Annotated in this window: 26 protein-coding genes and 1 riboswitch; of the genes, 6 read left to right on the forward strand and 20 right to left on the reverse strand. The window is 47.6% G+C overall.

The genetic code is table 11. The annotated features are described in order from the left end of the window. Window positions 1-29: 29 nt before the first annotated feature. The 12 genes from R2I50_RS00975 to R2I50_RS01030 form a co-directional block, all read right to left on the reverse strand. Window positions 30-3,137, reverse strand: a complete 3,108-nt coding sequence (locus R2I50_RS00975; protein ID WP_316607198.1) for a DEAD/DEAH box helicase family protein — start codon at window positions 3,135-3,137, stop codon at window positions 30-32. Between the two features lie 23 nt (window positions 3,138-3,160). Continuing rightward, a complete protein-coding gene (locus R2I50_RS00980; RefSeq protein ID WP_316607199.1) occupies window positions 3,161-3,673 on the reverse strand; it encodes a hypothetical protein in 513 nt (170 codons plus the stop codon). A gap of 17 nt (window positions 3,674-3,690) precedes the next feature. After that, entirely contained in the window at window positions 3,691-4,491 is an 801-nt protein-coding gene (locus R2I50_RS00985; RefSeq protein ID WP_316607200.1) for a Shedu anti-phage system protein SduA domain-containing protein, read from the reverse strand. Window position 4,492: 1 nt separating this feature from the next. Then, on the reverse strand, window positions 4,493-6,529 hold the full coding sequence (locus R2I50_RS00990) for a site-specific DNA-methyltransferase (protein ID WP_316607201.1): 2,037 nt from the start codon (window positions 6,527-6,529) through the stop codon (window positions 4,493-4,495). Then, on the reverse strand, window positions 6,504-7,196 hold the full coding sequence (locus R2I50_RS00995; RefSeq protein WP_316607202.1) for a hypothetical protein: 693 nt from the start codon (window positions 7,194-7,196) through the stop codon (window positions 6,504-6,506). Before R2I50_RS00995 ends, R2I50_RS00990 begins: the two co-directional genes overlap by 26 nt. Then, the gene (locus tag R2I50_RS01000) at window positions 7,197-7,823 is read right to left on the reverse strand and encodes a DUF4391 domain-containing protein (protein WP_316607203.1); all 627 of its coding nucleotides are present in this window, start codon (window positions 7,821-7,823) and stop codon (window positions 7,197-7,199) included. A 7-nt stretch (window positions 7,824-7,830) separates the two neighbouring features. Further along, window positions 7,831-8,481 (reverse strand): DUF4391 domain-containing protein, encoded by a 651-nt coding sequence (locus tag R2I50_RS01005; protein WP_316607204.1) that lies wholly within the window; start codon window positions 8,479-8,481, stop codon window positions 7,831-7,833. A 2-nt stretch (window positions 8,482-8,483) separates the two neighbouring features. Further along, window positions 8,484-11,642: a helicase-related protein gene (locus tag R2I50_RS01010; RefSeq protein WP_399552810.1), complete on the reverse strand. Its 3,159-nt coding sequence runs from the start codon at window positions 11,640-11,642 to the stop codon at window positions 8,484-8,486. 235 nt (window positions 11,643-11,877) lie between these two features. Next, a complete protein-coding gene (locus tag R2I50_RS01015; protein WP_316607206.1) occupies window positions 11,878-12,135 on the reverse strand; it encodes a hypothetical protein in 258 nt (85 codons plus the stop codon). A 193-nt stretch (window positions 12,136-12,328) separates the two neighbouring features. After that, complete coding sequence (locus tag R2I50_RS01020; protein WP_316607207.1) at window positions 12,329-12,601, reverse strand: hypothetical protein; 273 nt, start codon at window positions 12,599-12,601, stop codon at window positions 12,329-12,331. Between the two features lie 42 nt (window positions 12,602-12,643). Beyond that, window positions 12,644-12,738: riboswitch (SAM riboswitch) on the reverse strand. A gap of 20 nt (window positions 12,739-12,758) precedes the next feature. Beyond that, the gene (locus tag R2I50_RS01025) at window positions 12,759-12,914 is read right to left on the reverse strand and encodes a hypothetical protein (RefSeq protein WP_316607208.1); all 156 of its coding nucleotides are present in this window, start codon (window positions 12,912-12,914) and stop codon (window positions 12,759-12,761) included. A gap of 13 nt (window positions 12,915-12,927) precedes the next feature. Beyond that, the gene (locus tag R2I50_RS01030) at window positions 12,928-13,401 is read right to left on the reverse strand and encodes a hypothetical protein (RefSeq protein ID WP_316607209.1); all 474 of its coding nucleotides are present in this window, start codon (window positions 13,399-13,401) and stop codon (window positions 12,928-12,930) included. Between the two features lie 157 nt (window positions 13,402-13,558). On the opposite strand from R2I50_RS01030, the gene R2I50_RS01035 reads away from it, so the two are divergent. The 4 genes from R2I50_RS01035 to R2I50_RS01050 all read left to right on the forward strand — a co-directional run bounded on the left by R2I50_RS01035 (window position 13,559) and on the right by R2I50_RS01050 (window position 16,865). After that, window positions 13,559-14,245 (forward strand): DUF3990 domain-containing protein, encoded by a 687-nt coding sequence (locus tag R2I50_RS01035; RefSeq protein WP_316607210.1) that lies wholly within the window; start codon window positions 13,559-13,561, stop codon window positions 14,243-14,245. After that, window positions 14,226-14,849 (forward strand): helix-turn-helix transcriptional regulator, encoded by a 624-nt coding sequence (locus R2I50_RS01040; protein WP_316607211.1) that lies wholly within the window; start codon window positions 14,226-14,228, stop codon window positions 14,847-14,849. Before R2I50_RS01035 ends, R2I50_RS01040 begins: the two co-directional genes overlap by 20 nt. A 60-nt stretch (window positions 14,850-14,909) precedes the next feature. Next, on the forward strand, window positions 14,910-16,430 hold the full coding sequence (locus R2I50_RS01045) for a recombinase family protein (RefSeq protein ID WP_316607212.1): 1,521 nt from the start codon (window positions 14,910-14,912) through the stop codon (window positions 16,428-16,430). A gap of 141 nt (window positions 16,431-16,571) precedes the next feature. Beyond that, on the forward strand, window positions 16,572-16,865 hold the full coding sequence (locus R2I50_RS01050) for a hypothetical protein (protein ID WP_316607213.1): 294 nt from the start codon (window positions 16,572-16,574) through the stop codon (window positions 16,863-16,865). A gap of 384 nt (window positions 16,866-17,249) precedes the next feature. Here the strand turns inward: R2I50_RS01050 and larE are convergent, their stop codons facing one another. From larE to R2I50_RS01085, 7 genes are all read right to left on the reverse strand, one after another. After that, window positions 17,250-18,050 carry an ATP-dependent sacrificial sulfur transferase LarE gene (gene larE / locus R2I50_RS01055; RefSeq protein WP_316607214.1) on the reverse strand — a complete coding sequence of 267 codons (801 nt, stop codon included), beginning with the start codon at window positions 18,048-18,050 and terminating at the stop codon, window positions 17,250-17,252. Continuing rightward, window positions 18,040-19,227 carry a nickel pincer cofactor biosynthesis protein LarC gene (gene larC / locus R2I50_RS01060; RefSeq protein WP_316607215.1) on the reverse strand — a complete coding sequence of 396 codons (1,188 nt, stop codon included), beginning with the start codon at window positions 19,225-19,227 and terminating at the stop codon, window positions 18,040-18,042. Before larC ends, larE begins: the two co-directional genes overlap by 11 nt. Continuing rightward, the gene (gene larB, locus R2I50_RS01065; RefSeq protein WP_316607216.1) at window positions 19,224-19,979 is read right to left on the reverse strand and encodes a nickel pincer cofactor biosynthesis protein LarB; all 756 of its coding nucleotides are present in this window, start codon (window positions 19,977-19,979) and stop codon (window positions 19,224-19,226) included. The genes larC and larB overlap by 4 nt, the downstream gene beginning before the upstream one ends. A gap of 18 nt (window positions 19,980-19,997) precedes the next feature. Continuing rightward, window positions 19,998-21,113: an aldo/keto reductase gene (locus R2I50_RS01070; RefSeq protein ID WP_316607217.1), complete on the reverse strand. Its 1,116-nt coding sequence runs from the start codon at window positions 21,111-21,113 to the stop codon at window positions 19,998-20,000. An 81-nt stretch (window positions 21,114-21,194) separates the two neighbouring features. Then, on the reverse strand, window positions 21,195-22,226 hold the full coding sequence (locus tag R2I50_RS01075; RefSeq protein WP_316607218.1) for an alpha/beta hydrolase-fold protein: 1,032 nt from the start codon (window positions 22,224-22,226) through the stop codon (window positions 21,195-21,197). Between the two features lie 4 nt (window positions 22,227-22,230). Continuing rightward, entirely contained in the window at window positions 22,231-23,223 is a 993-nt protein-coding gene (locus R2I50_RS01080) for an alpha/beta hydrolase (protein WP_316607219.1), read from the reverse strand. Window position 23,224: 1 nt separating this feature from the next. Continuing rightward, entirely contained in the window at window positions 23,225-23,437 is a 213-nt protein-coding gene (locus tag R2I50_RS01085; RefSeq protein WP_316607220.1) for a hypothetical protein, read from the reverse strand. Between the two features lie 116 nt (window positions 23,438-23,553). Between R2I50_RS01085 and R2I50_RS01090 the strand changes: the two genes are divergently transcribed. After that, window positions 23,554-24,447, forward strand: coding sequence for a LysR family transcriptional regulator (locus R2I50_RS01090; RefSeq protein ID WP_316607222.1), 894 nt, complete (start codon window positions 23,554-23,556; stop codon window positions 24,445-24,447). 53 nt (window positions 24,448-24,500) lie between these two features. Here the strand turns inward: R2I50_RS01090 and R2I50_RS01095 are convergent, their stop codons facing one another. Then, window positions 24,501-24,845, reverse strand: coding sequence for an Hpt domain-containing protein (locus tag R2I50_RS01095; RefSeq protein WP_316607223.1), 345 nt, complete (start codon window positions 24,843-24,845; stop codon window positions 24,501-24,503). A 139-nt stretch (window positions 24,846-24,984) separates the two neighbouring features. Between R2I50_RS01095 and R2I50_RS01100 the strand changes: the two genes are divergently transcribed. Next, complete coding sequence (locus tag R2I50_RS01100; protein ID WP_316607224.1) at window positions 24,985-25,827, forward strand: deoxyribonuclease IV; 843 nt, start codon at window positions 24,985-24,987, stop codon at window positions 25,825-25,827. The last annotated feature ends 47 nt before the right edge of the window (window positions 25,828-25,874 follow it).

Here is a 25,874-nt window from a genome sequence, read left to right on the forward strand (position 1 = left end):
ATATATTCGAATACGTTTACCAGATGAAATCATTTTATCGAATCCATAATATTCAACAAACTCTGGTAACTATCCACATCGTGATATCTGACCTCACTTGTCGAGATATTGTTGAACAGCTTCTTGGCGCATTTGATCTTCGCCTGCTCAATCGGTCTGAGACTCAGGCTCTCCATGGTGCCCTTTGTCTCGGCGACAAAGTAGATATGTTTGACGGTGCCCTCATAAAACGCAATCGCCCAGTCGGGAGAATAGTTGCCAACCGGCGTCGGGATATGGAAGCCCTTCGGGAGCTTTGCGTAGACACATACTTCATCCGCAGTATCCAGATCCTCGGCAAATCGGCGCTCGATACTCTGCTCGGCGCTACCGTCGGTGAACACATAATCCTGAACCGCTTTATTCGCCTTAAACGCCTGATCTATGGGACGGGAATTCTTCTCAGCAGTAAAGATTCCGCTGTCATACTCGCCATCAATCTGATTGTACGAGATATGCTCTACGATTGCAGTCGCCTTCTGCTCATTGATCAAGCGGCTGATCTTGGTGATGAATTCCTCGGGGTTGTTGCGGAACATACTGAGCTTCTGTTCGGAGATGCCTTTCAAAATCCGTACAACCGTCCTTCGGGTTAGCTTCGTCTGTTCGGCAATCTTACCTACCAGATCATATTTGACAGCGCTCTTTTCACGATGTTTCAATACTTTTGTTTTGGTATGTTCTCTGCTGAAAGAATCCCCGCGATCAACCTCGTGCCGTTCCATATCATCCTTCTGTGAACCGACGGTCGCTGTATATTGCAACTCTGCGACAACCAGCTTGTCATTGATATGGATGACCGCGTTGCGCACCAGTTCATCGCTGTCGAAGTCGACCGTATAAGCGTACTTGCGGTTAATCTGCTTCCAGAGCGTCTGGAACTCTTTCTTATAGAAATTATCGTTCAGCGGATTATCCTTGACCTTTGTCTCGCTGCCATCGACAAACATACGCTCCAGCACACTGTCATCATAGATCGCCTGAATCAGACCGTGGATGCCTTCTGCCATACTCTCCATCCCATTGGGTAATTCAGCAAGAGTACCCATCTGCGCGTCCATGCGGTATTTATCGGTGACTTTGCGCTGCATATCGACATATCCATTAAATATCAGGTAGAACTCGATATTGTTTGCCATATCGTCGGTAATCAGCGTCGGCACGCCGTCCATCTTGACATACTTGCCCTTGAAGTACTCGGAGGTTGCTGTCTCGGGACGATCATACAGCTCCGCCTTGATATCCTTCTGCAGATCGCCGATGAAGGACTTGTAGCTCTCGCTGGCTATGACGGTCAGCATATTGATGTCATGCACCTGATCGCCGACACTCTCCACATCAATGCGGCTGCCGTTACGATCGACGCACAAGCGCAGTCCGCGTCCAACCTCCTGCCGCTTGGCAGTATTACTGTCGGAATGTTTCAAGGTACAGATCTGGAACACATTGGGATTATCCCATCCTTCGCGCAAGGCAGAATGGGAAAAGATAAATCGTGTCGGCTCCTCAAAGCTGAGGAGTCTTTCTTTATTTTTCAGAATCAGATCGTAAGCGGAAATATCATCGGAGAATTCACTCCCGCGTTTGAGCTTACTATCAACCGCATGACCCTTTTTATCGATGCTGAAATAGCCCTTATGCACCTTGCTCGGATCACTGCATTTCTCGCGCAGATATTTCTGGTACGGAGTCTGCTCCAAGCCGATGTAATCATTGAAAACACTATTATACTCTTCTTCAAATATCTTGCCGTACTCGCCGAGCTGTTCTTCCCCGTTCTCATCATAGAGGCGGTACTTCGCGACCTCGTCGATGAAGAACAGCGACAGACACTTGATGCCGCGGTTAAAGAGCTGCTCCTCTTTCTCAAAGTGCGAGAGGATCGTCTCGCGAATCTGAATGCGGCGCATATCCTTTTCGGATACGTCGCCGACCACATTACCCGTGCTGATCACTTCGCCGTTAGTGAAGGTTACTGTATGGTTGATCGGATTGATCTCGGATACGACAAAGCCCTTATACTGCTCCATCTCTTTGGAAAGGAAGAACAGATCGTCACCCACGCCGACAGTGCGCGACTCACGGTTGATCGACTTGTTATAACCGATCTCCATCTCGATTTTTGCCATCGGAGGCTTGTTCTTCGACAGAATGATCTGTTCCAAATACAGATACTTGTCCGTGCCGCGGAAGTTCTTGACCTCAAAGCCCTTGACCTCGATCTTCTTGACCAGACGCTTATTGAACGCATCCAGCGCGTCAAGCACATAGACAAGGTTATGCTGTGTTTTATGAGTTGCGGAATAATTCAGAGAAAACAGAGGGTTAAAGTTCTTCAACGCCTTCTGTGTGACCTCACCGCCCATCTTCTGTGGCTCGTCCAGAATCAGGATCGGACGGTTCGCCTTGATGACGTCAATTGGACGACGGGAGCCGAACTCGTCACGCTTGCTGTAGATGATACGGCTCTCCTTATTCCTCGCACCTTCCTTGAGCGAGGACGCAAACGCCTGCGTATTGATGATCATGACATTCAGCCCCGAGTTACCGGAGAAGGAGTCGAGCTGATTGAGGTTCGAGCTGTTGTAGATGAAGAATCGCGCTTTCTTGCCGTAATGCTCCATGAAGTGATCCTCCATGGTCTCGAACGACTTTTTCACGCCCTCGCGGATCGCGATACTCGGCACGACGACAATGAACTTCGTCCAGCCGTAACGCTTGTTCAGCTCGAACATCGTCTTGATATAGACATAGGTCTTGCCGGTACCGGTCTCCATCTCGACGTCCAGACTGCACCGTCCCAGATCGCCCACCAACGCGGATGACGTCTTGATATTGTTCTCCTGCTGGATACGGCGGATATTCGCGAGCAGCTGATCATCGGAAAGGCTGATACGCTCATTCTTATAGCCGATATCATATATGTAGTTGTCATCAAACTCATCGCCGTCGAGCGTCGCCTGAATGTTCTCGAACTTCTTAGAGCCGAGGTCACGAGTGTACCGCGTACCGGTATCCATCCCCTGACCGCTGAAAACATTCACAACCGCCTCCACCGCGTCAGTCTGATACTGTTGGATTTTGAATTTGAAATTCATAGGATCACCTTGCATTTGCTTTGTTACTTAGCTATATTGTTATCTTGAAGCTTTATTCTTTTTCTAATATCATTAACCAGTTTACGATTTTGTTCTATTTGAATGTCTTTATTTGATCTCCATGCAAACAATCCGTTTGATAATCCGATAAGGTTCTTGCTGGTCTCTAACAAGTCATTTTTTGAAGGGATTCCTATATGAATAAACGGCATTATCTCAATAAATCCCTGCAATTCAGAAGCTATGTCACGTAATTCATTAGATGCTTTATCCAACTCATCTCTATTGGCTTTATCAACCTTAAGAGCAGGATCAGAATAATAACGTGCTTGATATGTAAGGTGATAAGCTATTTTTTGTTTAATCTCCCTATACTTCTGTAAAGGAGTAATCCAAAGAGTGAACAAAATTTGCCCTAGAATAAATACTATAACACCGCTAAGCAACGTAATGCCAAAGGTTATCCATGGACTTGAATTTGCGTTATTCACTGTTATCTCCAATGGGGTAGCTATTTCATCAAAAGTTGCACTCATGTTTATTCTCCAACGCCTTAGTAGTTGCCATGCTCCATTAATGTTTTTGCGTAGTCATAGAGATTATCATAATGAAGCAACGCAATATCTTTGTCTTTCAAGAATTCTCTACGTATCCTGTATGTTTTATCTGTAAAATCCGACCTTCTACCCGCAACAACCACATAATGAAAGCGTGTAGAATCAAACGTATACATTTCATCCGGCAACTGTTCATTTGTATATTTTTTTAAATCATTTGTAATTGAACTGAAACCAAATTCTAAATATCGCTGCCACTCTTTAATCTGTTTAATACCATCTCTGAATGCTTTTCCCAGTTCTCCGTCCTCAATTGTTATATTTGAATTGGGGTGTTCAAACTCTACCAGCACAAAACTATATCCATCAGATGATCTGCCAATCAATAAATAATCGGCTCTATAGTCGTTTCCTATTGGAAACTCTCTGAATAAAAAAGCATCATGATGTCCGAAGCTAAATAACGTAAATATTGATGCAGGTATCATATAATACTGTTTTTCCTTAATAAAACGTAGTATTTTTGCTTCATTTAAATCATTCGTACAGAGCAAGTCCTTATACTCATTACAAATATCGCTTATCCTCTGCTTATCTCTTAGCTCAACAGGATCAAGATAATTATTAGGGAATAAACTCATATTATGCCTAACTGCACTTGGATAACTTGTATAGGGACTTGGATGAAACATTCTTTCAACATGATACTCTTTATCCAATCTTTCTTTTTCATCAATCTCATCTTGAAATAACGAAGAATAATCCCTATCATATATTCCGAGTTTTATTGAACCCATTTTATATCACCTTTCTAACTGTATCAGGACTATATGTAGCGAAGATTTGGTCGAAGTTGGTGGCGACGGAGTCGTTCTTCATGGAGCTGTCGCGCATGACGAAGTAGGCGGGCTGGAGCTTGGCGACAGCGGTGATGGTCTCGTCGCTGACGTTCTCGTCAAAGCAGGCGATCAGGAAGTTGTCCGCTACGTTAAAGACCTTCTTGCCGGCGATGGTGCTCTCTTCGATCTTGCTCGACAGGAGCACGCCGAGGTCGAGCATCACCTGGAAGAGCAGATCCTCGGGGGTGCGATCCTCTTTGATATTGCTCTCGAGGTCGTCGAGGATCGACATCTGGACGTCGTGGGGATTGTAGTAAACGTCCTTCATGTTGGTAGAATCGAGCTTCAAAACGCGGAAGCCGATATCGAGTTTGGAGTTTGGAGATTGGAATGTGGAGCTATTTGTTTTCTCAACTCCACTCTCCACACTCAACACTCCACTCTCTTCCGTGATCTTTTTACCGGCTCGGCGAATACGCTCCTTGCCGATTTCGCAGATGTTTTTGTATCCGGCTTTATATGCCTCTTTCTTTTCATCACATAGTTCAGGGAGTTGAACCATAATAAACTTACGATTGCCGCCGTCCGAAGCATTAAGATACATAACTGCATGAGCAGTTGTTGCAGAGCCAGAGAAGAAATCTAAACAATAATAATCATTTCCAACAATAGATTGTGCAAGCTTTCCTATTAAGCGGCTTGGCTTTGAAAAATCAAACAAATACTGTTGACCCAGTAGCTTGTGCAATTCATCATTCGCATCTTCATTTGTTCCCCAACCACCGTTGTTTAAATTGTAATCATACGTAAACTCAGAAAGAGATTCTCCGTCAGCACCGATCCTTTGAAGCAAATCCTTTAGCATTTTAACGCGTTTTTCATTTACTATTCTACGGACATAATTATCCTGCGTAATATAAAGCAATCCTTCAGCAGAATAATTGTCAAGAGCTTTTTGTGAATAAATCCAGTTACTATCAACCCTTACGTCACGAACCAATACCCCATCAACTACTTCTAAATCATCAAGGTATATTAATTCCATGTTACCAGAACTGATTCTTGTCCCCGCTGATATAGTGTAATCTTTCTCTTTATACTTGCTAGGGGTTCCTTTCTTTATTGTTCTTATTCCTCTTGCGTTAGTGGTTTTTATGCATGGATACGTTTCTTGATCTGTATTCACCTCTCCAACTAATCCCTCAAAACAATTGTTTGATTTGCAAAAGACTAAAACATATTCTTTCATGTTAATATAGTGTTTGCTTAGAAAAGCTCCTTTTTTCTTTTTCTCCCACACTAACTGCGCTACAAAGCTTTTACTGCCAAATACTTCGTCACAAATTTTCTTTAGATTCTCAGCCTCATAGTCATTAATGCTTATGAAAATCACGCCATCATCAGACAACAAATCACGGGCAATCTTCAAACGCGGATAGAGCATATTCAGCCAGTCGGTATGGAAGCGACCGTTACTCTCGGTATTCTGGAACAAGTGGTTGCCATCATCGTCAATCTGACCGCTGTTTTCGATATACTCGTCGACACTCTCTTTGAAATTATCATTATATACGAAGTCGCTCCCGGTATTATAGGGCGGGTCGATATAGATCATCTTGACTTTGCCGAGATAGGTCTCCTGCAGGAGCTTGAGGACGTCGAGGTTGTCGCCCTCGATATAGAGATTTTCAGTGTTATCAAAATCGACGCTCTCTTCGCGGCAGGGACGCAGCGTCTTACGGATCGGAGCATTCGCCGCGAGGATCGACTTCTTCTTATCCGGCCAAGTGAACTGATAGCGCTCGTCGCGCCCCTCTACCACCACAGCCGAAATCTCCTGCTGCAGCACATCCTTATCGATCGCGCGCTCGATGATCGCCTTTCCGTTCTCGTCATATCCCGTGATCGTCTCCGTCACCGCATTCGGAAACAAAGCCGCCAGCTTCTCATAATTCTCCTGAGTCCGATCCTTACTCTGCATCTTCATCTTGTCCATTTTCTGCCTCCTGATTGTATGAAACTATATTAATTGCTCTGTCTAAAGTCTTTTTTTGATCTTCCAATAATTGATCAAATTCCAAGTTGTGCTTTTCTTCAGTTTGTACCATTGTATTAGTGAGTGATTCAGATAACAGTTCAGACACTAAAAAAGAAAGAAATGCTGCCATAGTGAGGATATCTTGATTTGCAATTATTCTCGAATTAAAAGACTCATATGCAATAACCAAGAAAAAAGACAAAAAACCACAAGATATTAAAACGAAATCCATTGCCCTTTCAACTTTAATATACCTTTTCGCTTTATTAATACGTTTATTAAATTGAGAAATATATTTATCTCTAATTGAAACTACTTTTTCATATTCAGTTTCTGCGTGATAGCCCAAAATAGTTGCAGTTTTTTCTTGTAAATAGGATATCTCATTAAACCTTTTTTTATCGCTTTCTATTCTTTTCATCATCTGCTCTTGAGCATTAATCATGGTACGCGACAGAGACGCTCCGGTAAACCAAAAAGTAGCAATCGTTGTTGCAGCCACAATTTTGTCCCAACCATCTATATTCCAGTTATACTTTTGAGATAATAAATGAACAATAAAGGAAACAAAAACGAATACAGTAAATGCAAGCATTAATGGGTTAAGGTAATAGTATTTCTTCATTTATCTCATGTCCTTTAAACATATAATTTGCTGATGCAGTTCAAATTTCTTCTTCGGCTGGGCTTCGCGCTTAAGCTGTTTTTCCAGTCGTTCGATCTCCCGTTCGAGCTTTTGCCGCTGTTCATACTCCAGTATAACATCTTTCAGCGGTTTGGAGAAGTCCTTTTGTATGCCGGAAACCTGATAGAACAATGCGGCGTAGATATCGTCGAGCGACAGTCCGTCTGCGCTCAGGTTCAGACTCTCACTCGGCGCAAAATCCGTATGATAGTAATTGCCGACCGAAAGTGACTCGGAGGAGGTCTTTTCTTTATAGGCGATCCAGAGCTGACTCTCCCCACCATATGTCAGGATGAAAAACGTATGATACGGGATACCGCGGTCGATCAGCCGCAGAATGCTGCTGTCAAAATTCTTGGTCGTCAGCTCGATCTCGAATATCTCGATCTCGTCAATCGTTTCACTCGTCGCAACACCGAGCGTATCCGCCGTCAGCTTATAGCGCCAGTAGATCGCGCTGATCTGATCGACGAATATCCGCTTGTTCGCAGCTGACACCGTCAGATTCTCATAAAAGCTCTTTTTCGGAACTTTTACATTTACTATGGTTTTTGATGAAAACTCCATATTTGCCTCATCCGTTAAAATCTTCTATTTCAATTAAAAAGCTATCAAAATACCTTCTTCTTTGCATTTCTATTTCTTCTTCTCTGAAGAAATCTTGCTCGAGTTCCAATTCGCGTTCCATTCTTCGTGCTGGACGCCACTCTGTGTGATAATGATTTCGCCATAGAGTGATGCGATCAACCAGATCCCGACAACAAACATCCGCAGATTGACTGTTGATGATAATGCTCTCAATATCACTCAGTGCTTTCTTTTCTTCTTCGTACTCTTTATCCAACCAAAAGTAAGAGGAACAGGCGTATTGTTTGATTGACATTCTGAAATTATTTTCGCGGTTAACAGCAGTAATAAATGCAGCTATTTTAGCGCGCTGTTCATATCTGACCAAAACCAGTACCTTATTCGGAATTGACGACGCAATTGCTTCAGCGATTCTTTGGAAAGTGTACTGTTTGTAGTAACAACCCACGACCGCTTCGATGACTACCAGCTCTGAGTTGTTAGGATATCTAATTAGATACCGGATGATTACTTCGGATAGGTACTCCTTTAATAATCGAGATTCAGCAGCAGTCAGATTTGCCTTTTTGATAAATGTATCCGCGTCCAATCTTTTATTGACTCTTGACTTATCCAGAGCATAAAACAGGCGTTCCATGTTCACCTCACCACTAAGAAGGTTATCAATTCAAAATCAGCTAAGCCTTTGAAACTATCGGAAAGCAGGGTTGTGCCGCCGGGCTTGAAAAGGCTGTTGATATCAGCGGTCTCTTTCACCTCGATGATGGAGCCGACTGCTTGCTTGAGGAGTTCGGAATAGGTCGACATATCTCTGCCGTCGTCGGTCTCGCGATTGAAGGCGCGGTACAACTCGGGAATCGGCTCTGATTTACCGCGGCAGATATGACGCATACTGTCAAGCAACTTTTTCGGAGAGGCGTGGTTGCAGATCACTTCTCCGTCCATACCGATATAGACCATGTAGAACGGATGGAGCTGGTTATGCTCGTCGATCTTTGCCTTATCGGTCGCTTTCAGCACATAGATCACACCCTTCGGCGCATCGTCGCCTGCATACGCTACAGCGTGCATACCATGCGGAGCGCTCTCGACGTCGGGATGCTCTTTCATGTATTCGAGAAGATCAAGTCGGAATTCGTTAAGCCCTAAATCCATGATAGAAATACCGGAGCTCATATCCTCGATATCGACGACCTCATCCTTGAGCTTCTGCAGCTGTGCCTTGCGGTATTCGAGGTCGGTTTTCTCCTCGTCACTGAGGATATTGTCATCACCGGTTGCCGTCATATCGACGATCTTCATGCGGGTCTCGATCTTCGATTTCAGATTGATGTATTCGTCAAGAGAGACGTTCGGCCAGAAGTTGACGAGCTGGATAACTGAATTGCGGCTGCCGATACGGTCGATACGTCCGAAACGCTGGATAATGCGCACGGGGTTCCAGTGGATATCGTAATTGATCAGATAGTCGCAGTCCTGAAGGTTCTGACCCTCGCTGATGCAGTCGGTCGCAATCAGTACGTCGATGTCAGGCGCATTGGGATTAAGGCTGTCTCGATCCTTGGATATGGGTGAAAAGCTGGTGAGCACAGAGTTGAGATCTGTACTTTTCAGTTTTGCGGTTGTTCTGCCGTCAATCGATCCGGTCACCATAGCGGTATCAATGCCGAAGGTTTCTTTCATATATCGACTGACATGGGTGTAAAGGTATCCGGCTGTGTCGGCAAAGGCGGTGAAAATAATCACTTTACGATTGTCGGGATTGATCGGATTTTCAATTTTCCTTTTGAGGACTTCAAATAGCTTTTGCAGTTTGCTGTCATGCTCGGGAGTAATATCTTCTACCATGCTAGTGAGGAGTTCGAGAACCTCCAGATCCTTTTCGAGATCGTGTTTCCATGACTCGTAATCCATATCGCCGAGCTGGATTTTGACTTTCTTTCCGAAAGAAAAGAGATCATCATTATCCTGATCCTCGGGATCGAAGTCGTCAACATCTGACATATCGGTCAAATCAAGCTGTACTGCATGATTCTCTTTATAGTAATCGATTTTATCAAGGGTATTTTCTATCTGTTCCTTGATACGCTTGAGTGTCAAGGAGAAAGAGAAGATGGAGCTCTCCATACGCTTCATCAGATTGATAGCGTTCAAACGACGCAGACCAAGCTCACGGTTCTCCTGTGTGAAACCGATATTGATAGCGTTGTCTTTATACATTTCCGCGTACTTTTCTTTTTTGAACGGAAGGATATAATGAGACGGCAGATAGATATATAGCCCCAACATCATCAGCTGCTCGAAAATCTCATTGTAGGTGATGGCAGTTTTGAGATCAGTCAGCGGAGGATAAAGTGAAATCGGCGACAGACGAGTCGGGAAGGTTCCGATATCAGTTGTGTCATAGTATTTTTGGATATGCTTGCGCGAGCGTGCGATCGTAACGCTGTCAAGGACTTCAAAAAAGTCGTAATCGAGCATTTTGAGCAACACCTCTGTTGTACGCTTTTCGGGAGCAGATTTACTCCATGCGTTAAATGCTTTCTGTGCGTTTCGGAATATCTCGTCGATCGTTCGCTTGGTATCGAGTTGTGAATCGATCAACGCGGCATTGCCTTCATATGCCAATGCAAGCTGATTTTTAAGATCATTGAAACGATTGTTGACGGGGGTCGCTGATAACATGAGGACCTTTGTCTTGACGCCTTTGCGGATGACATGATTCAGCAATTTGAGATAGCGGTTTTCTTTTTCATTATCTTCGCCTGAAAGCTGTCCACCGTTTCGGAAGTTATGGGATTCATCAATCACAACGAGATCATAGTTACCCCAGTTCAGACGGTTCAGCTCTATTCCGTTTGAGCTACCATGGGTTCTGCCGAGATCAGTATGGAATAACACATCATAGCGGAGCCTGTCCTCTGCAATCGGATTGTTGAGATAGTTGCCCTTGTAGGTGTTCCAGTTAGCTGATAGCTTCTTAGGGCACAGCACCAATACGGTTTTGTTGCGGTTTTCATAGTACTTGATAACGGATAGCGCAGTGAAGGTCTTACCGAGACCGACGCTGTCAGCAAGAATACAACCATTATACTTTTCCAGTTTGTTGATGATAGCGAGACACGCCTCACGCTGGAAATTATACAGCATGTTCCATATCTTGCTGTTTTTGAAGCCGGTCGCCTCATTCGGCAGAACATCCTCAGAGATATCCTCAAGGAATTCGTTAAACAGGTTATATAGGGTGATAAAGTAAATGAATTCCGGCGGGTTCTCATTATAGGCTGCAGAGATGTTCTCGATCACCTCGTCAGTGACATCTTGCAAGCGTCGCTTATCATTCCAGAGTTGCTCAAAAAGCTGGAGATATAATTCGGATAGCGGAGATTCAACCTTATTAACATAGCTATATGCTTTGTTGCCTCGCTCACAGCCAAGGTCTACGGTAGTGAAGCCATCGATAGGCATATAGTTTTTGTCATCAAGATTGATGAAACCCGTCATCTTTTCGTTGGTGATATTAGATTTGAATTTAACCTTCTGTCGGATCCAGTCAGCACATTCTTTGGCGATTGCTTTTTGGGTTAGCTCATTACGGAGCTTGATCTCGAATTCTGTTCCGTAAATACTACGCTCACGGTTCAGCCGAGGAATGTAAAACTCTCTTTTTTCTTTAGCAACCTTCTCAGTTGTAAATGTCGGAGAGGTAAAAATAAATCGCAGCTCATCAATACTCTCCAACTCCGCCTTCAACTCCTGAAAAGCGTAGATTGAAAAGCATGCAGCTGCGATCTGCATTTTACTTCCTGTATGAAGCTCTTTCGATAAATCGTCCTTGAGTGTTTTATTTGTGTTGTAAATGATTTCCATGATTGACCTACCAACTTGGGATATAACAATACATAATAAATCATACCACTAAATCCCACATTTTTCAACGATAAATGACAAATCTTCATGGTTAACTACTTTAGAGATTAATTATGATTCTCTTCCATTTCTCGTTGCTCCGGAATTTGGCTGGACAGAATCATCACAAATCTTCCGGATGATAGCAAGTCTCGGCGTTGTAGGGCTTGGATAAAAATGAATACGACTTGACTGAGCTTACGGTGCAGGATGCGAGCAATATCAGGACAACTATCACGATCGCAGCAAGGATCATCCATGTGCTACAGCCGCAGCATCCGCTGTTACGTTTGGGCGGCTTGCCGCCGCCTGATCTTTTCATGCTTTCTTCAAAGATTCTGTATTCAATATAGTCATCAACATAATCATCATGATTGCTCATACCGACACCTCTTTGTCAAATATTATAGCTCCCTCAATTGAGGTGAATTGATTTTTTACAATTGACGCATCGTATCCAGATTGACTTCTTTCCATAAATCATTTCAGTAATAGTCAGTTTGCTCTGATGACAAAATGGACATTCATGTGATTTTCCTGTTGTTTCGTAAATCAACGCAACATCTAACCACTTATCAATTGGCTGTTTCTTCTTCATATTCAATCCTCACTACACTATCCGCGCCCGAGGCATACTCGATCCGCCCGACTGAGCCGACATAGTTCATCGTACCGTCGGGATGGATCGCATAGAGATCAGAACAATGGCGGTCGGTGGGGCTGACACCGTCCCCAAAGGTGAAACCCTCCGACTCTGCCTGTCGCAGAAAGCTCATTGCTGTTTCCTCATCCTTGAGGTGAACATACACGCGCTCACCCATGCTTGCTAACTCTTTGATTGTTTTCATAATGACACTCCTTTTGTAATATATCCTAAAGAGCGACGGGGTCACCTATCGGTCAAGCATTAGCACCTTACCGTCGTGAGATTCGGCAGGTTGCTGTGCGGTCAACGGGCTTGTCCCTCGCGCACTCTATATAGGCTTATTCTGTTTTAGCTACCGATTACCACTCGTCATCCGAGACGGTATCAAAATCATCCGCGCTGTCTTCCTCGCTCATCATATCTTCCATGACAGCGAATCCGAGCGCCTCTTCCGCAACGTCGGTATGGCCGTCGCCGTTAAAGTCAAACATTCCGCCAAAAACATCATCAAACATCTGTATCCTCCTGTTATCTGAACAACAGCGCTGCCGCTGTTTCAAAGTCGTAGTTCAGGTTAATCATCACAACCGTTTCACCGATCTCCTCGGAGATGTTCTTCTCAATCCTGCTGATTGGATACGCATCGGAGATGGTGATGTACTTTAGTTGCCAGACGTCATTTGCCTTGTCCGCACGCATTATCTTCATCCCCTCAAAGGCAGAGATCGCCCGCGTCGCAGTGGTTACAATCTCCGATCTCTTATTGGGTCGCTTGCAGGGTGCTTTCTCCCGCCTGAGCTTCGGCATAAAGTAGTGACAGCCTTTTTCCTCGCAGTGATGCTCGGCGCAGTGACCGGCAGTCAGAAAACCGGGGTGCTCGCCGCATTGACAGTAACCGATGCAGTTACCGCACCCGGTGATCCTGCCGTCAATACATCGGCGGCGATAAGGATCGCTTTGTGCCTTGTCAAGATAAGCGTAATCAAACAATCCGAAATGCACATCATCAACTCCGTTTTGTAAATATTTAACTTTGTAACGCTTATACCCATTATACAAAACAGAAAGTCCAATAAACGCTTCTTTGAAAAGAAAATTTGTTCGAAAAAAGCTTGACATCATCCTACTTTAGTAGTATAGTATATGCAGAGGTGATATCATGAGTAAGTTAGTATTATATCACGGCAGTGATCACATCGTAGGTCAGCCTATTTTCGGAAAGGGTAAGCCCGACAATGACTACGGCATGGGCTTCTACTGCACCGAATCTATCGAGCTTGCGAAAGAGTGGGCTTGCGGTGAGCGCGGTCAGGACGGCTATGCCAACGCTTATACCATCGACACCGACGGGCTGAACATACTGAACCTATCCGACGAAAAGTATAATATCCTGAACTGGCTGGCAATACTGATAAAGAACAGACGGTTCAGCACAACGGTCCCGATCGCTCAGGTCGCCAAACAGTATATCATTGAGAATTTCTCCGTCGATATTACGCCCTACGACATCATCATTGGCTATCGTGCGGATGACTCCTACTTCTCCTTTGCGAAGGACTTTATCAGCAACACGATCTCCCTTGAGCAGTTATCCCGCGCGATGCGCCTGGGCAAACTTGACGAGCAGGTAGTGCTGAAATCGAAGAAGGCATTTGACACTGTTCAGTTTGACAGAGACAAATGCGAATACGCTGACAGCAGTATCTATTTTCCGTTGAGAGAGAAGAGAGACAGCGAAGCGAGAACACAGTATCTGAGCGTTGAACGCTACAACGATGTCGTGAATGGTTTGTTCATTCGGGACATCATGGGAAGGAACATGAAGAATGAAGACTTTAGCAGATAATTATTCTGATGAAAAGACGATCGACCTGGTCGCCGAGTGCTTTGATTATGCAGTCAACTTCTGTAAAACAGACGGAGACGATTTTTGGAACTACCTTGTTATTTCGGGAATCGCTAAGCAGCTGGAGGACGGCAATCCGAAGTTCGTATTGGGACACTCCGCTGTAGAGATCGTGAACATGGTATTTGATAAACTAAACATCCCATCTGACAACACCGACTATGTTGCTTTTGAACGCTCACCCGAATACTGGGCAGGCTGGGCATTGGCTCAGTATCAGATCAAGTCGGAGCAGTCTTACAAAAAGCTCCATTCGCTCGTTGGCTTTTCGGAGTTGATCGGAATGTACCAAACGCTGCATGAAGCGCCGATCGAGAAGTTCTTTGATAAGATGAACAAGCGAACGGCGAATCAACAAATCGGGTTGAAACGGCAAAGAGAGAGAATGGGATTATCTCAATCAAGCCTGTCGAGAATCTCCGGCATCAGCCTGAAAACGATCCAAGCCTATGAGCAAGGGCAGAAGGATCTCAAGCGAGCGAAGCTCGAAACGCTGAACTTGTTTGCCGATATTCTGGCATGCAAGATCGAGGATCTGTTTTAGTTGACAAAATGTTTCAGGCGCGCTAATATCTAACAAACTTTGAAGAAGAGGTGAGAACGAATGAATGGTGTAATTTATGCAAGGTATTCTTCCGATAATCAAAGGGAAGAAAGTATTGAGGGACAGCTGAGAGAATGTATGGCGTTTGCTGAGAAGAACGATATTCAAATCGTCGAGACGTACATCGACAGAGCGCTCTCCGCAAAGACAGATAATCGTCCAGCGTTTCAGCGAATGATTCGGGACAGCGCCAAAGAACAATTCGAGGTCATCATCGTATGGAAGCTTGACCGCTTCGCCCGAAATCGTTACGATTCCGCACACTATAAGGCGATCCTGAGACGCAACAACGTGCGTGTGGTTTCCGCTACCGAGGCAATCTCGCAGGGTCCCGAAGGTATTATCCTTGAATCTCTTTTGGAAGGCATGGCGGAGTATTACTCAGCCGAGCTTGCTGAAAAGGTGCTCCGCGGAATGAATGAAAATGCTTACAAATGCAAATTCAACGGAGGTACGATCCCATACGGCTACTATGTAGATGACGAACAGCATCTGCAGATCGAGCCTGAAACCGCTGCCATTGTCCGTGAAGTTTTCGAGCTTTATGACAGCGGGATGACAATGAAAGAAATCGTGACTACGCTCAACGGTAAAGGACTCCGCAACAGAAAAGGAAATCCATTCAAGATATCCGTTGTCTCCAAAATGCTGACCAATCGGCGATATATCGGTGAATACAAATTCAGAGAGATCGTTATCGAGAACGGCATCCCTGCCATCATCTCAAAAGAGATGTTTGAATCCGTTAATAACAAACTAAGCGCAAACAGAAAAAAGCCAGCCCGAAAGAAATCAGGCGAGGAATATATTCTGACTACAAAGCTCTACTGCGGTAACTGTAAATCCTTCATGGTCGGCGAGAGCGGTACCAGCCGATGGGATAAAACCTACCGCTACTACAAGTGCGTGTCTGCAAAGCGGAAAAGCGGCTGCGATAAGAAAGCTGTTCAGAAGGATCTGATCGAGGATCTGGTGATCGATCAAATCCAAAAGATCATCCGAGACGATTCCGCTATCAATTTGATCGCAGACAAAATCATCAAGACACAAGGCGAAGAGGATAACGGAATTCAACTTCTCAGGCGCCAGCTTGCTGAGGCTGAAACGAGTATCGAAAACCTGATGAAAGCGATCGAGATGGGAATCATCACCGAGACCACCAAAAACCGATTGATCAAGCTCGAGGATCGGAAAAAGGAACTCGAGGTCAGGCTGGCTTCGGAGACGATCAAAAAGCCTATCCTGACAAGGGAACAGATCATTTTCTGGCTTCAGCGATTCAGAACCTTCGATCCAAAGAATCCGAAGCACAGGAAAAACATGATCGACAGCTTTGTCAACGCGATAGTGCTGTACGATGACAAGATCATCTTCTACTTCAACTATAAAGAGAACGCCGAAACCCTTTATCAGAAGGATTTGGAGGATTTTTCGGATTTATTCGTCTCTGCTCCACCACACCAATATAAATCAAACCCTTATTTCTATGTCGGCGGTTTTGCTGTCACGGTTTGGTTTTAACGGAAGAAGAAATCCCAAAGGATTGTTTTATTCCCTTTGGGATTTTTCTTTTTTATATTGCTTCTGAGGATAGCATCCGCCTTGTACCTTACCGTTGCTATCATATACGGTACAATACTTTTGGTTAACAAAGATGTATATGTGGTAGATCAGGAAGCATACTCTTATGAGAAGCCGATTTATGAAGAACAACAGATTACAGTATGCTACGTTTGCGGCGCTGAGTTTGATACTTCTTATGACGCAAGCACTTTTTATGCTCATGGTACTCAGCATTTGCTCGCCGGAGAAGGCAGCGGTTATCACAATGAAGTCCGCGAGATTCAGACAGGAAGCAAAACTGTCAACGTTCCCGAAGAGGGCCACTACGAAAAGAAGGTCGTAAAGGACGCTTGGGATGAAAAGGTTCTCATCAAAGAAGCCGGATGGTATTAATTAATCATAAGAGGAAACAAAACATAATCAATTTACTATGGTTCAGCTTCAAACAGGTATTGGACGAACACCTACTTTTTCTTCTGCGGTTTCACAGTAAGGGTTTCGATCTGATATCATTTGGGGCTGTCGCAAAACAAAAAATGTCATTCTGAACGCAAGTGAAGAATCTGAAAGTGCTCATTTTTCCGTCCGATTACACATAATAGGTGTAATCAAATCAGATAAATTGCACGATAAGATCCTTCGCTAAAGCTCAGGATGACACTCTGAGGGGCTATCGCTATTCTTAGTGCGACAGCCCCTTGTTTTTTCAATCCTTGAAAGTCAAAAAATGCTTTCCACAGCGAGTCATCGGGCTATAAATACCGATACTCCGATATATCAAAGCAGCGTTTTGTTCATACTTCCGGTTTGGTAGCCGCGCAGCTCCAAGGCGACATAGAGAAAGCCGAGTTCGTTCAGCTTTTCGGTGATCCTGTCGGCGATCTCAGGCTCGATGATACGTGGGAACTGCCCGCGCTCGATCTCGATGCGGGCTACCTCGCCGTGTACCCGAACACGCACCTGACTAAAGCCCATATCGATCAGGAGCTGTTCCGCTTCACCGACCGACTTCAGCTTTTCCGCAGTGATATGTACACCGTAGGGAAAGCGCGTCGCAAAGCAAGCAAACGACGGCTTATTGTACGTCGGGAGACCAAGCTGCTCGGACAGCGCCCGTATCTCCGCTTTTGTCAGTCCAACCTCCTGTAGAGGGCTTCGCACTCCGAGCTCTCGAAGTGCCGACATACCGGGTCGGTAATCGCTCAGATCATCGATGTTTGAGCCCTCGACGATCTTTGTAAAGCCATACTCCTCGGCAGTTTTAAGAAAGGCGGTAAACAGCTCTTTCTTACAGATATAGCAGCGGTCGGGCGGGTTATCGGCAAAGCCGACGATCGCCATCTGATCGATCTCCACCGTAACCGGCCTGACGCCGAGGCTCTCGCAAAAGGCTCGCGCCTCCCGATTCTCTCTTTCGGGAAAAGAGATCGATTTGCCTGTGATTGCGAGAACGTTCTCACCCAGCGCTTCATACGCCGCTTTAAGTAAAAGCGTAGAGTCTACGCCTGCAGAAAAAGCGACAGCCGTACGTTTCATTTCCCTGAGCCGTTTGATCAGCTCATGCCATTTATCGTTCATACTCTTTCAGCAATTCCCTTGCTTGCGCAAGACTGATTCTCTTTTCATCTGCGATCCGCGCGAGATCGTCGTACTCGAGCTTTACTCGCGTCACGCCATGGCCCGAGGAACGCTTTCGGCGGATCATGCCGAACGGTGTTTCCACCGTTTCGATCTTCCTGTCCAGCGTATAGCGGTCAACCGCAGTCTCACGGATGCCTATGGTTGTCGTGTGCATAAAAATCAGGCGAGCAATCTTTTCTTTCTCATGTTCTTTACAGATCACCTTTAATAATAAGCCCGGACGGTTCTTCTTCATCCCGACAGGAATGGTAAAGACCTCTGCCGCACCGCCGTCGAACAGCTTCTCCATCGCGAAACCGATCGCCTCACCCGTCATATCATCTACGTTGCAGGAAAGCTCCACGATACCGCTCTGCACACTGTCCGACTCGCCTAACATCGCACGGATACAGTTTGCGACGGGGAATTCCTTCTTCCCCATACCGTAGCCGATCGCCTGCGTCCTCATCACGGGCATCTCGCCGAATCGCGTCACAAAGCGCTTTAACAAGGCCGCTCCCGTCGGTGTACACAGCTCGCCGTCGATCTTTCCCGAATAAGCGGGGATTCCCTTTAAAAGATACGCTGTCGCGGGAGCGGGAACAGGCAAAATACCGTGAGCGCACTTAACCGTGCCGCAGCCGACGTGTACGGGAGAAGCAACCACCTCGTCGGGTGCGATCCGGTACATCAGCATACATACTGCCGCGATATCCGCGACTGCATCGATCGAGCCTACCTCATGAAAGTGGATATCGTTTACGGGGACGCCGTGTACATGGCTCTCTGCCTCGGCGATAAGCCGATACACGCTGAGAACATCTTCGCGCACCTGCTCCGGTACATCCATATGATCGCGAACGATGTGCTCAATATGCGCCATCGAGCTGTGATGGTGATGCTCATGACGGTCATGCATATGCTCGCCTTCCTCCATACCGCGGACAAGAACCGACATATGCGTACCGCTCACGCCGCACCTCACGGCTTTTTCCCTTTTGTATTCCACATGAGGGATGCCGATACGGTTGAGTCTCTCTACAAAGCGATCTGGCTCGGGCAAAAGCTCCAGCAATGCCGCGGTGAGCATATCGCCCGCCGCACCCATGCCGCAGTCCAGATACAGTGTTCTCATGACTTCGCCTCCATATGATTAATCATACTCGCAAGATATCCCGCGCCGAAGCCGTTATCGATATTCACGACCGATACGCCGCTCGCGCAGGAGTTAAGCATAGACAGCAGGGCGGATAACCCGCCGAACGACGCGCCGTAACCGACGCTCGTAGGCACGGCGATCACGGGACAGTCGGCCAGACCGCCGACCACGCTTGCCAGCGCACCTTCCATCCCCGCGATCGCGATGATTACGCTCGCGTTCATGATCTCATCGGCATGGTCGAGCAAACGGTGCAGACCCGCTACGCCCACATCATATAAACGGACAACGCGGTTGCCGAGAAACTCGGCAGTCAGCGCCGCTTCCTCAGCTACGGGAATATCGCTCGTTCCGCCTGTAGCGACGACAATATCGCCGATCCCGTTCGCATGCGGCAGATCGCCGAGCGTTGCAAGCCGAGCTTCGGGATGATAGGTGATTGAACAGTTATATGAGAGCTTTTTCGCGTTTTCTTCACACAGACGGGTGATCAGGATCCTGTTCTGTCCGTGTTCTTTCATGACTTTAATGATACCGGCGATCTGATCAACCGTTTTCCCCGCACCGTAGATCACCTCGGGAACACCCTGCCGCACACCGCGGTGCAGATCGACCTTTGCGTAGTCAATATCCTCGTAAGGGGCGGTTTTCAGCCGCAGAAGCGCTTCTTCGACGGAAAGGCTGCCGCTGTGTACCGCCTCGAGGAGTGCTTTTATATCAGTTTTCATATCCTTTATCCATTCGGTTTATTCCAGCATTTGTGCCGCTTGCTCCAGATACTCCGTGATCGTCAGGTGCTGGGGGCAAGCCTGCTCGCACTGCTTACAGCCGATACACGCGGACGCGGGAGCGCCGACAGTCACCGCCTTGGCGTAGTCTTCCTGAGCTTCGGCGGTCAGTCCGTTGCCCAACTGCTTGTTCATAGCCGCGAAGATATCGGGGATCTTAATACCCATCGGACAACCCTCCACGCAATAGTGACAGGCTGTGCATGGGATGGTCGAAGAATTTCCCATAATGCGCTGCGCTTTACGGATGATCTCCTGTTCCTCCTCGTTGAGGGGCTTGAAATCCCGCATATACGAGAGGTTATCCTTCATCTGCTGTATGTCGGACATACCCGAAAGCACCGTGATGATCCCGTCGAGCGAAGCGACAAAGCGGATCGCCCACGAGGCGTAAGACATATCCGGATGATAGGCGTCAAAGAGCTTTTTGACCTCCTTGGGGGGATTGGCGAGCTTGCCGCCCTTGACCGGTTCCATAACGGTGATAGATTTGCCGTGCTTACGCGCCACCTCATAGTTGGCGCGGGAAGCGACGGAAGGATCCTCCCAGTCGGCATAATTGATTTGCAGCTGGATAAAATCGACCTCGGGATGGTCGGTCAGTATCCGATCAAGCAGCTCGGGACCGTCATGATAGGAGAAGCCGAAATACTTGATTAACCCCTTTTCCTTCTGCTCCTTGACGAAATCCCACAGATGGAATTTATCATACTTCTTATAGTTGTTCTCCATGAAAGCGTGTAGGAGATAGTAGTCGAAGTAGCCTGCTCCGGTACGCTTAAGACTGGTGTAAAACTGCTTTTTCGCGGCGTTTTCGGTCGGAGCGAGCATAAAGGCGTTGATCTTGGTGCACAGCGTATAGCTGTCACGGGGATAGCGATCGACCAGCGCTTTCTTCGCAGCCGCCTCCGAACCGGGATAAACGTAGGCGGTATCAAAGTAAGTAAAACCCGCCTCCATAAACAGGTCGACCATCTCCTTGACCTGCTCAATATCGATGGATATTCCCTTTTTAGGCAGACGCATCAGTCCGAAGCCGAGCTTGGGGACATCTTTTCCAAAGTAATCAGACATTTTATACTCCCTTTTCTTTATACTAATCCTTGATAAAAAGATTTAATCAGATATGATTGTATCAAAAATATACGTGGATAGTCAATCTCTGATCTCGATATTTTTCAAATAATTGCATACATTTGCAAAAACCGACAAAGTCCCGTAACTCGGCTTTGTCAGATAATTATAGTAGCACTGCCCCCAAAAGTCGCTGTCGTGTCCGTAGCCGTCGACGTAATCCGTCCGGTTCTTCACGCCCATACCGTCGAGCACGTCGCGGTAATACAGGGTACAGTCGATATTCCACGGATCCTCGCTGCCGACAGCCATGTAGAGATAGCGCGGGGTGTTCCCGGCAGTCGGCTGAGGGAACTCCTGCATATACGGCGTGTTCCAGAAGGTACCCTTGAAGTACTCGGTCGGAATAACGCCCGTATCGGGAGCGAAGCTGCCGATCCATCCGAAATCATCCAGCCACTTAAAGCCGATACACAGGCTCTTGGCGCCGCCCTCGGATACGCCGCCTACAGCGGTATCGAGACGTTCGGCACTGACGGGGTAGGTCGCCTCGATAAAAGGCATCAGGTCGGTATGGATCTCATCGATCAGCTTATCATAAATAAAGCGGAGCTCCTCGTCGGTTTTGCTGTCCTTATCGGTGAGCTTATCGGTGTACATATCGACGCCGACGAGCACCATCGGAACGGTCAGCCCATCGTGCAGCATGTTGCCGTACAGCAGGGTCAGATAGGAATCGGTATCGATATGGCTGTTGTGATCGCCGCCGAAGCCATGCACCACATACAGCACGGGATAAACGGCTTTCTCGTCATAGCCCGCGGGTAAGAGGACGTTCACCTGCTTATCGTCCCCCGCGACGGTGGAGTAGTAGGTCACATCCTTCTGCAGCGTACCGTAATCGACGTCGGAGCGCTTCTCAAACATCGACTTCGGGATATCATAGCGGTTATCCTCCGCATAGGGATCAAACGCCGCCTGATCCGCTGTCGCGGCGGAAACGCTCGCCGTATCGGTCGTCGACGCTGTCTGAGGCTTCTGCCCCGCGCAGGCGCTCAGTACAAGCGCACAGCTCACAGCAGCACACAGCAGCATTATCAGTCGTCTTTTCATCCTATCACTTCAAATTCGTGCGGAAGAAATCCTCCATCTTATCGAAGGGGATCACATCCACGTTGTCATACAGGTCGGTATGCACCGCGTCGGGGATAATCAAGAGTTCCTTGTTGTCGGTGTATTTGCTGTCGGCGGTCATATTCGCAAAAGCGTCTCTACCGAAGTAGCAGGAATGCGCCTTCTCACCGTGCATCACGAGAACGGCGGAGCGGATCTCGTTCGAATACTTCAGGATCGGCTGGTTCATGAACGACAGACATCCCAGCGTGTTCCAGCCATCGTTGGAGTTGAGGGAGCGCTCGTGGTAGGCTCTGCCCTTGTAGTACTCGCTGTAATCCTTAACGAAGAAGGGGACATCCTCGGGCACGGGGAGCGGCAGACAGCCGCCGCCGCGGGAATAAGAGCCCTTCTTATACTCCTCGGTTCTCAGGTTATTCAGCATGACCTTCTTCTCATGGCGCTTCTCCTCGCTGTCCTCGGAATCGAAGTAGCCGTTCGCGTTCACGCGGGTCATATCGTACATGGTCGAGGCAACGGTCGCCTTGACGCGTGTATCGAGCGCGGCGGTGTTCAGTGCCATGCCGCCCCAGCCGCAGATGCCGATAATGCCGATCCTCTCGGGATCGACGTTCTCCTGTACGGAGAGGAAGTCGACCGCCGCCTGGAAGTCCTCGGTGTTGATGTCGGGAGAAGCCATGTATCTCGGCTCACCGCCGCTCTCACCGGTGAAGGACGGGTCGAACGCGATCGTCAAAAAGCCGCGCTCCGCCATATTCTGTGCATATAATCCCGAGCACTGCTCCTTCACGGCGCCGAACGGGCCGCAGACCGCGATAGCGGGCAGCTTACCCTGTACGTTCTTCGGAACATACATATCGGCGGCGAGGGTGATGCCGTAACGGTTGATGAAGGTCACCTTACAGTGATCGACCTTGTCGCTCTGCGGGAAGGTCTTGTCCCATTTCTGTGTCAGTTTCAGTTCTGCTGTTTTCATCTTATACTCCTCCTTTGATCTTTCGGATCAGGTAATCCAGATTGTCTACCCTGCGCTGATTTTGATGCAGCTCGTCCATCAGCCCGCACCGGCACTGCCGCAGGTACCTTTGCAGGTCATCCGTATGACCCGCCTTATTCAGCCGTTCAGCCAGATCAATCTCATCCTCAGACAGACCGATCTCACTGAGCAGCAACGTCAGCGATTCTATCATCGTATCACATCCTGTTTATCGCTGTTTTTATCATAACATATTGCATTTTCCTTCGCTAATAGTTATAATGAATATCATGTTATTACTATTACGCATATCACGGAGGCGATTCCGACATGGAGATACGAACCCTGCGCTACTTCCTCGCTGTCGCGCGGGAAGAAAATATGACGCGAGCGGCTGAACTGCTGCACGTCACCCAGCCGACCCTATCCAAAGCGCTCAAAGCGCTCGAGGAGGAGCTTGGAAAGAAGCTTTTCGAGCGCCACAGCTTCAGCATCTCGCTGACCGATGAGGGGATGCTCCTACGCGACCGCGCAGAGGATCTGATTACCATGGCGGACAAGATCGAGCGCGAGTTCCTCACGCTGGACGATATCACCGGCGGCGACCTGTATCTCGGGCTGGGTGAATCGTATCAGATCCGCTACCTTGCCCGCGAAATACGCACGCTGAAGAATCTGTATCCAAAATTGAGGTACCACATCACCAGCGGCGACACCGAGCAGGTCACCGAGAAGCTCGACAAAGGACTGCTGGACTTCGCCGTGCTGTGCGATACCCCCGACGCGAAGAAGTACCGCTACATCGAATTTCCCGAGGCGGACGTCTGGGGCGTAGTCATGCCCGAGGACTGTGAACTGGCACGCAAGGAGCGTATCCGCGCAGACGACCTGATCGGACTGCCGCTGTTCACCTCGGAGCAGTCTTGGAAAAACGACATCCCCCGCTGGTGCGGCGACCGTATCGGCGAGCTGAACCTCGACGGCTCGTTCCGCCTGTCCTACAACGCCTCGATCTTCGTGATGGAGGGGCTGGGGTACCAGCTGACCTTCGACAAGCTCGTCAACACCGCGAAGGGCAGCGGGCTGTCCTTCCGACCGCTCGAGCCTCGGCTCGAGACCCGCCTGTACCTGATCTGGAACAAGTACCAGACCTTCACCCCGATCGCCGAACGCTTTCTCAATCAAATCAAGGCGTCATTCACCGTAAATCAATCCGCTATGTAAATACAAAACCCGAACCTGTCCTGACAAGTTCGGGTCTGTTCATAGTCATCCATTTATTCTGCGCACAGCTCGTCGAGCGCGGCTTTCTCCTCCAGAAGCTCCGTCAACAGCGGCGCATAATCCATCTCGGTACGCGCGCGCAGCAGCTCGGTGATCTCAGAGCACTTCTCATACATCGGGGTCAGCGAGAGATTGCCCAACACGCCCTTCAGCGCATGAGCTGCCTCAAACGCCGTGTCAAGATCGTTCTGTTCCAACGAGTTCTTCAGCTTATCGAAGTTCTGCTCAGCGGGGATCATCTTCACCAGCCGCAAATACAACGCCTCATTCTGATAACAGCGCCCGAGTCCCTCGGCAGTATTGGCTCCGAAGCTGTTAAGTCCTTCTATCGTCAGCATATGACCACTCCTTACCGTCAAGCTTATATATTTATTATACCAAAAGACAGCGTCGGATGTCAACCGATCGATAACCATAGACAAATCCTGTTTTTTATGGCACAATAATACTATCATCAACGAACGGAGAGGAACCGATATGATCTACATCGGATGTCACCTGAGCGTAACAAACGGATATGAGGCGATGGGTAAGACTATGCTCGACTTCGGCGGAAACACCTTCGCCTATTTCACCCGCAATCCGCGCGGCGGGAAGAGCAAGGATATCATTCCCGAGGACGCGGGTGCATTGAACGCGCTGTGTAAGAAGAACCGTTTCGGACCCTTGGTTGCCCACGGCAGCTACACGATGAACCTCTGTGCCGCGAATCCTTCCACCCGCTCGAACGGGCTGGAAATGTTCGCAAAAGATATGGAGCGGATGAAGCTCTTTGAAAACACCTTCTATAACTTCCATCCCGGCGCACACACGGGACAGGGTGCCGGGAAGGGGATCGAGCTGATCGCCGACGCGCTGAACCGCACGCTCACTCCCGACGTAAAAACCGTCGTTCTGCTCGAAACAATGGCGGGCAAAGGCTCGGAGGTAGGCAAAAACTTCGAGGAGCTCAGGGAGATCATTGACCGCGTCACATCCTACGCTGAAATCGGCGTATGCTTCGATACCTGTCACGTCTGGGACGCAGGCTATGATGTTGTAAACGACCTTGACGGTGTGTTGACTCATTTCGACGACGTGATCGGCCTCGACAGGCTGTATGCCGTCCACTTCAACGACAGTAAGAACCCCTGCGGCTCTCACAAGGACCGCCACGAAAAGTTAGGTGAAGGATATATCGGGATGGAAGGGATGAAAAGGATCGCCCTCCACCCTGCCCTGCAGGGCAAGCCCTTTATTCTCGAGACCCCCAACGACGACAGCGGCTACATCCGCGAAATCCATACCGTCCTCGGCTGGATGGATAATACTAATCCTTGATAAAAAGATTTAATCAGATATTAGTGATATATTTCGGATAGCGCGAC

This window comes from uncultured Ruminococcus sp. (assembly GCA_902785355.1).
Taxonomy (GTDB): domain Bacteria; phylum Bacillota; class Clostridia; order Oscillospirales; family Acutalibacteraceae; genus Ruminococcoides.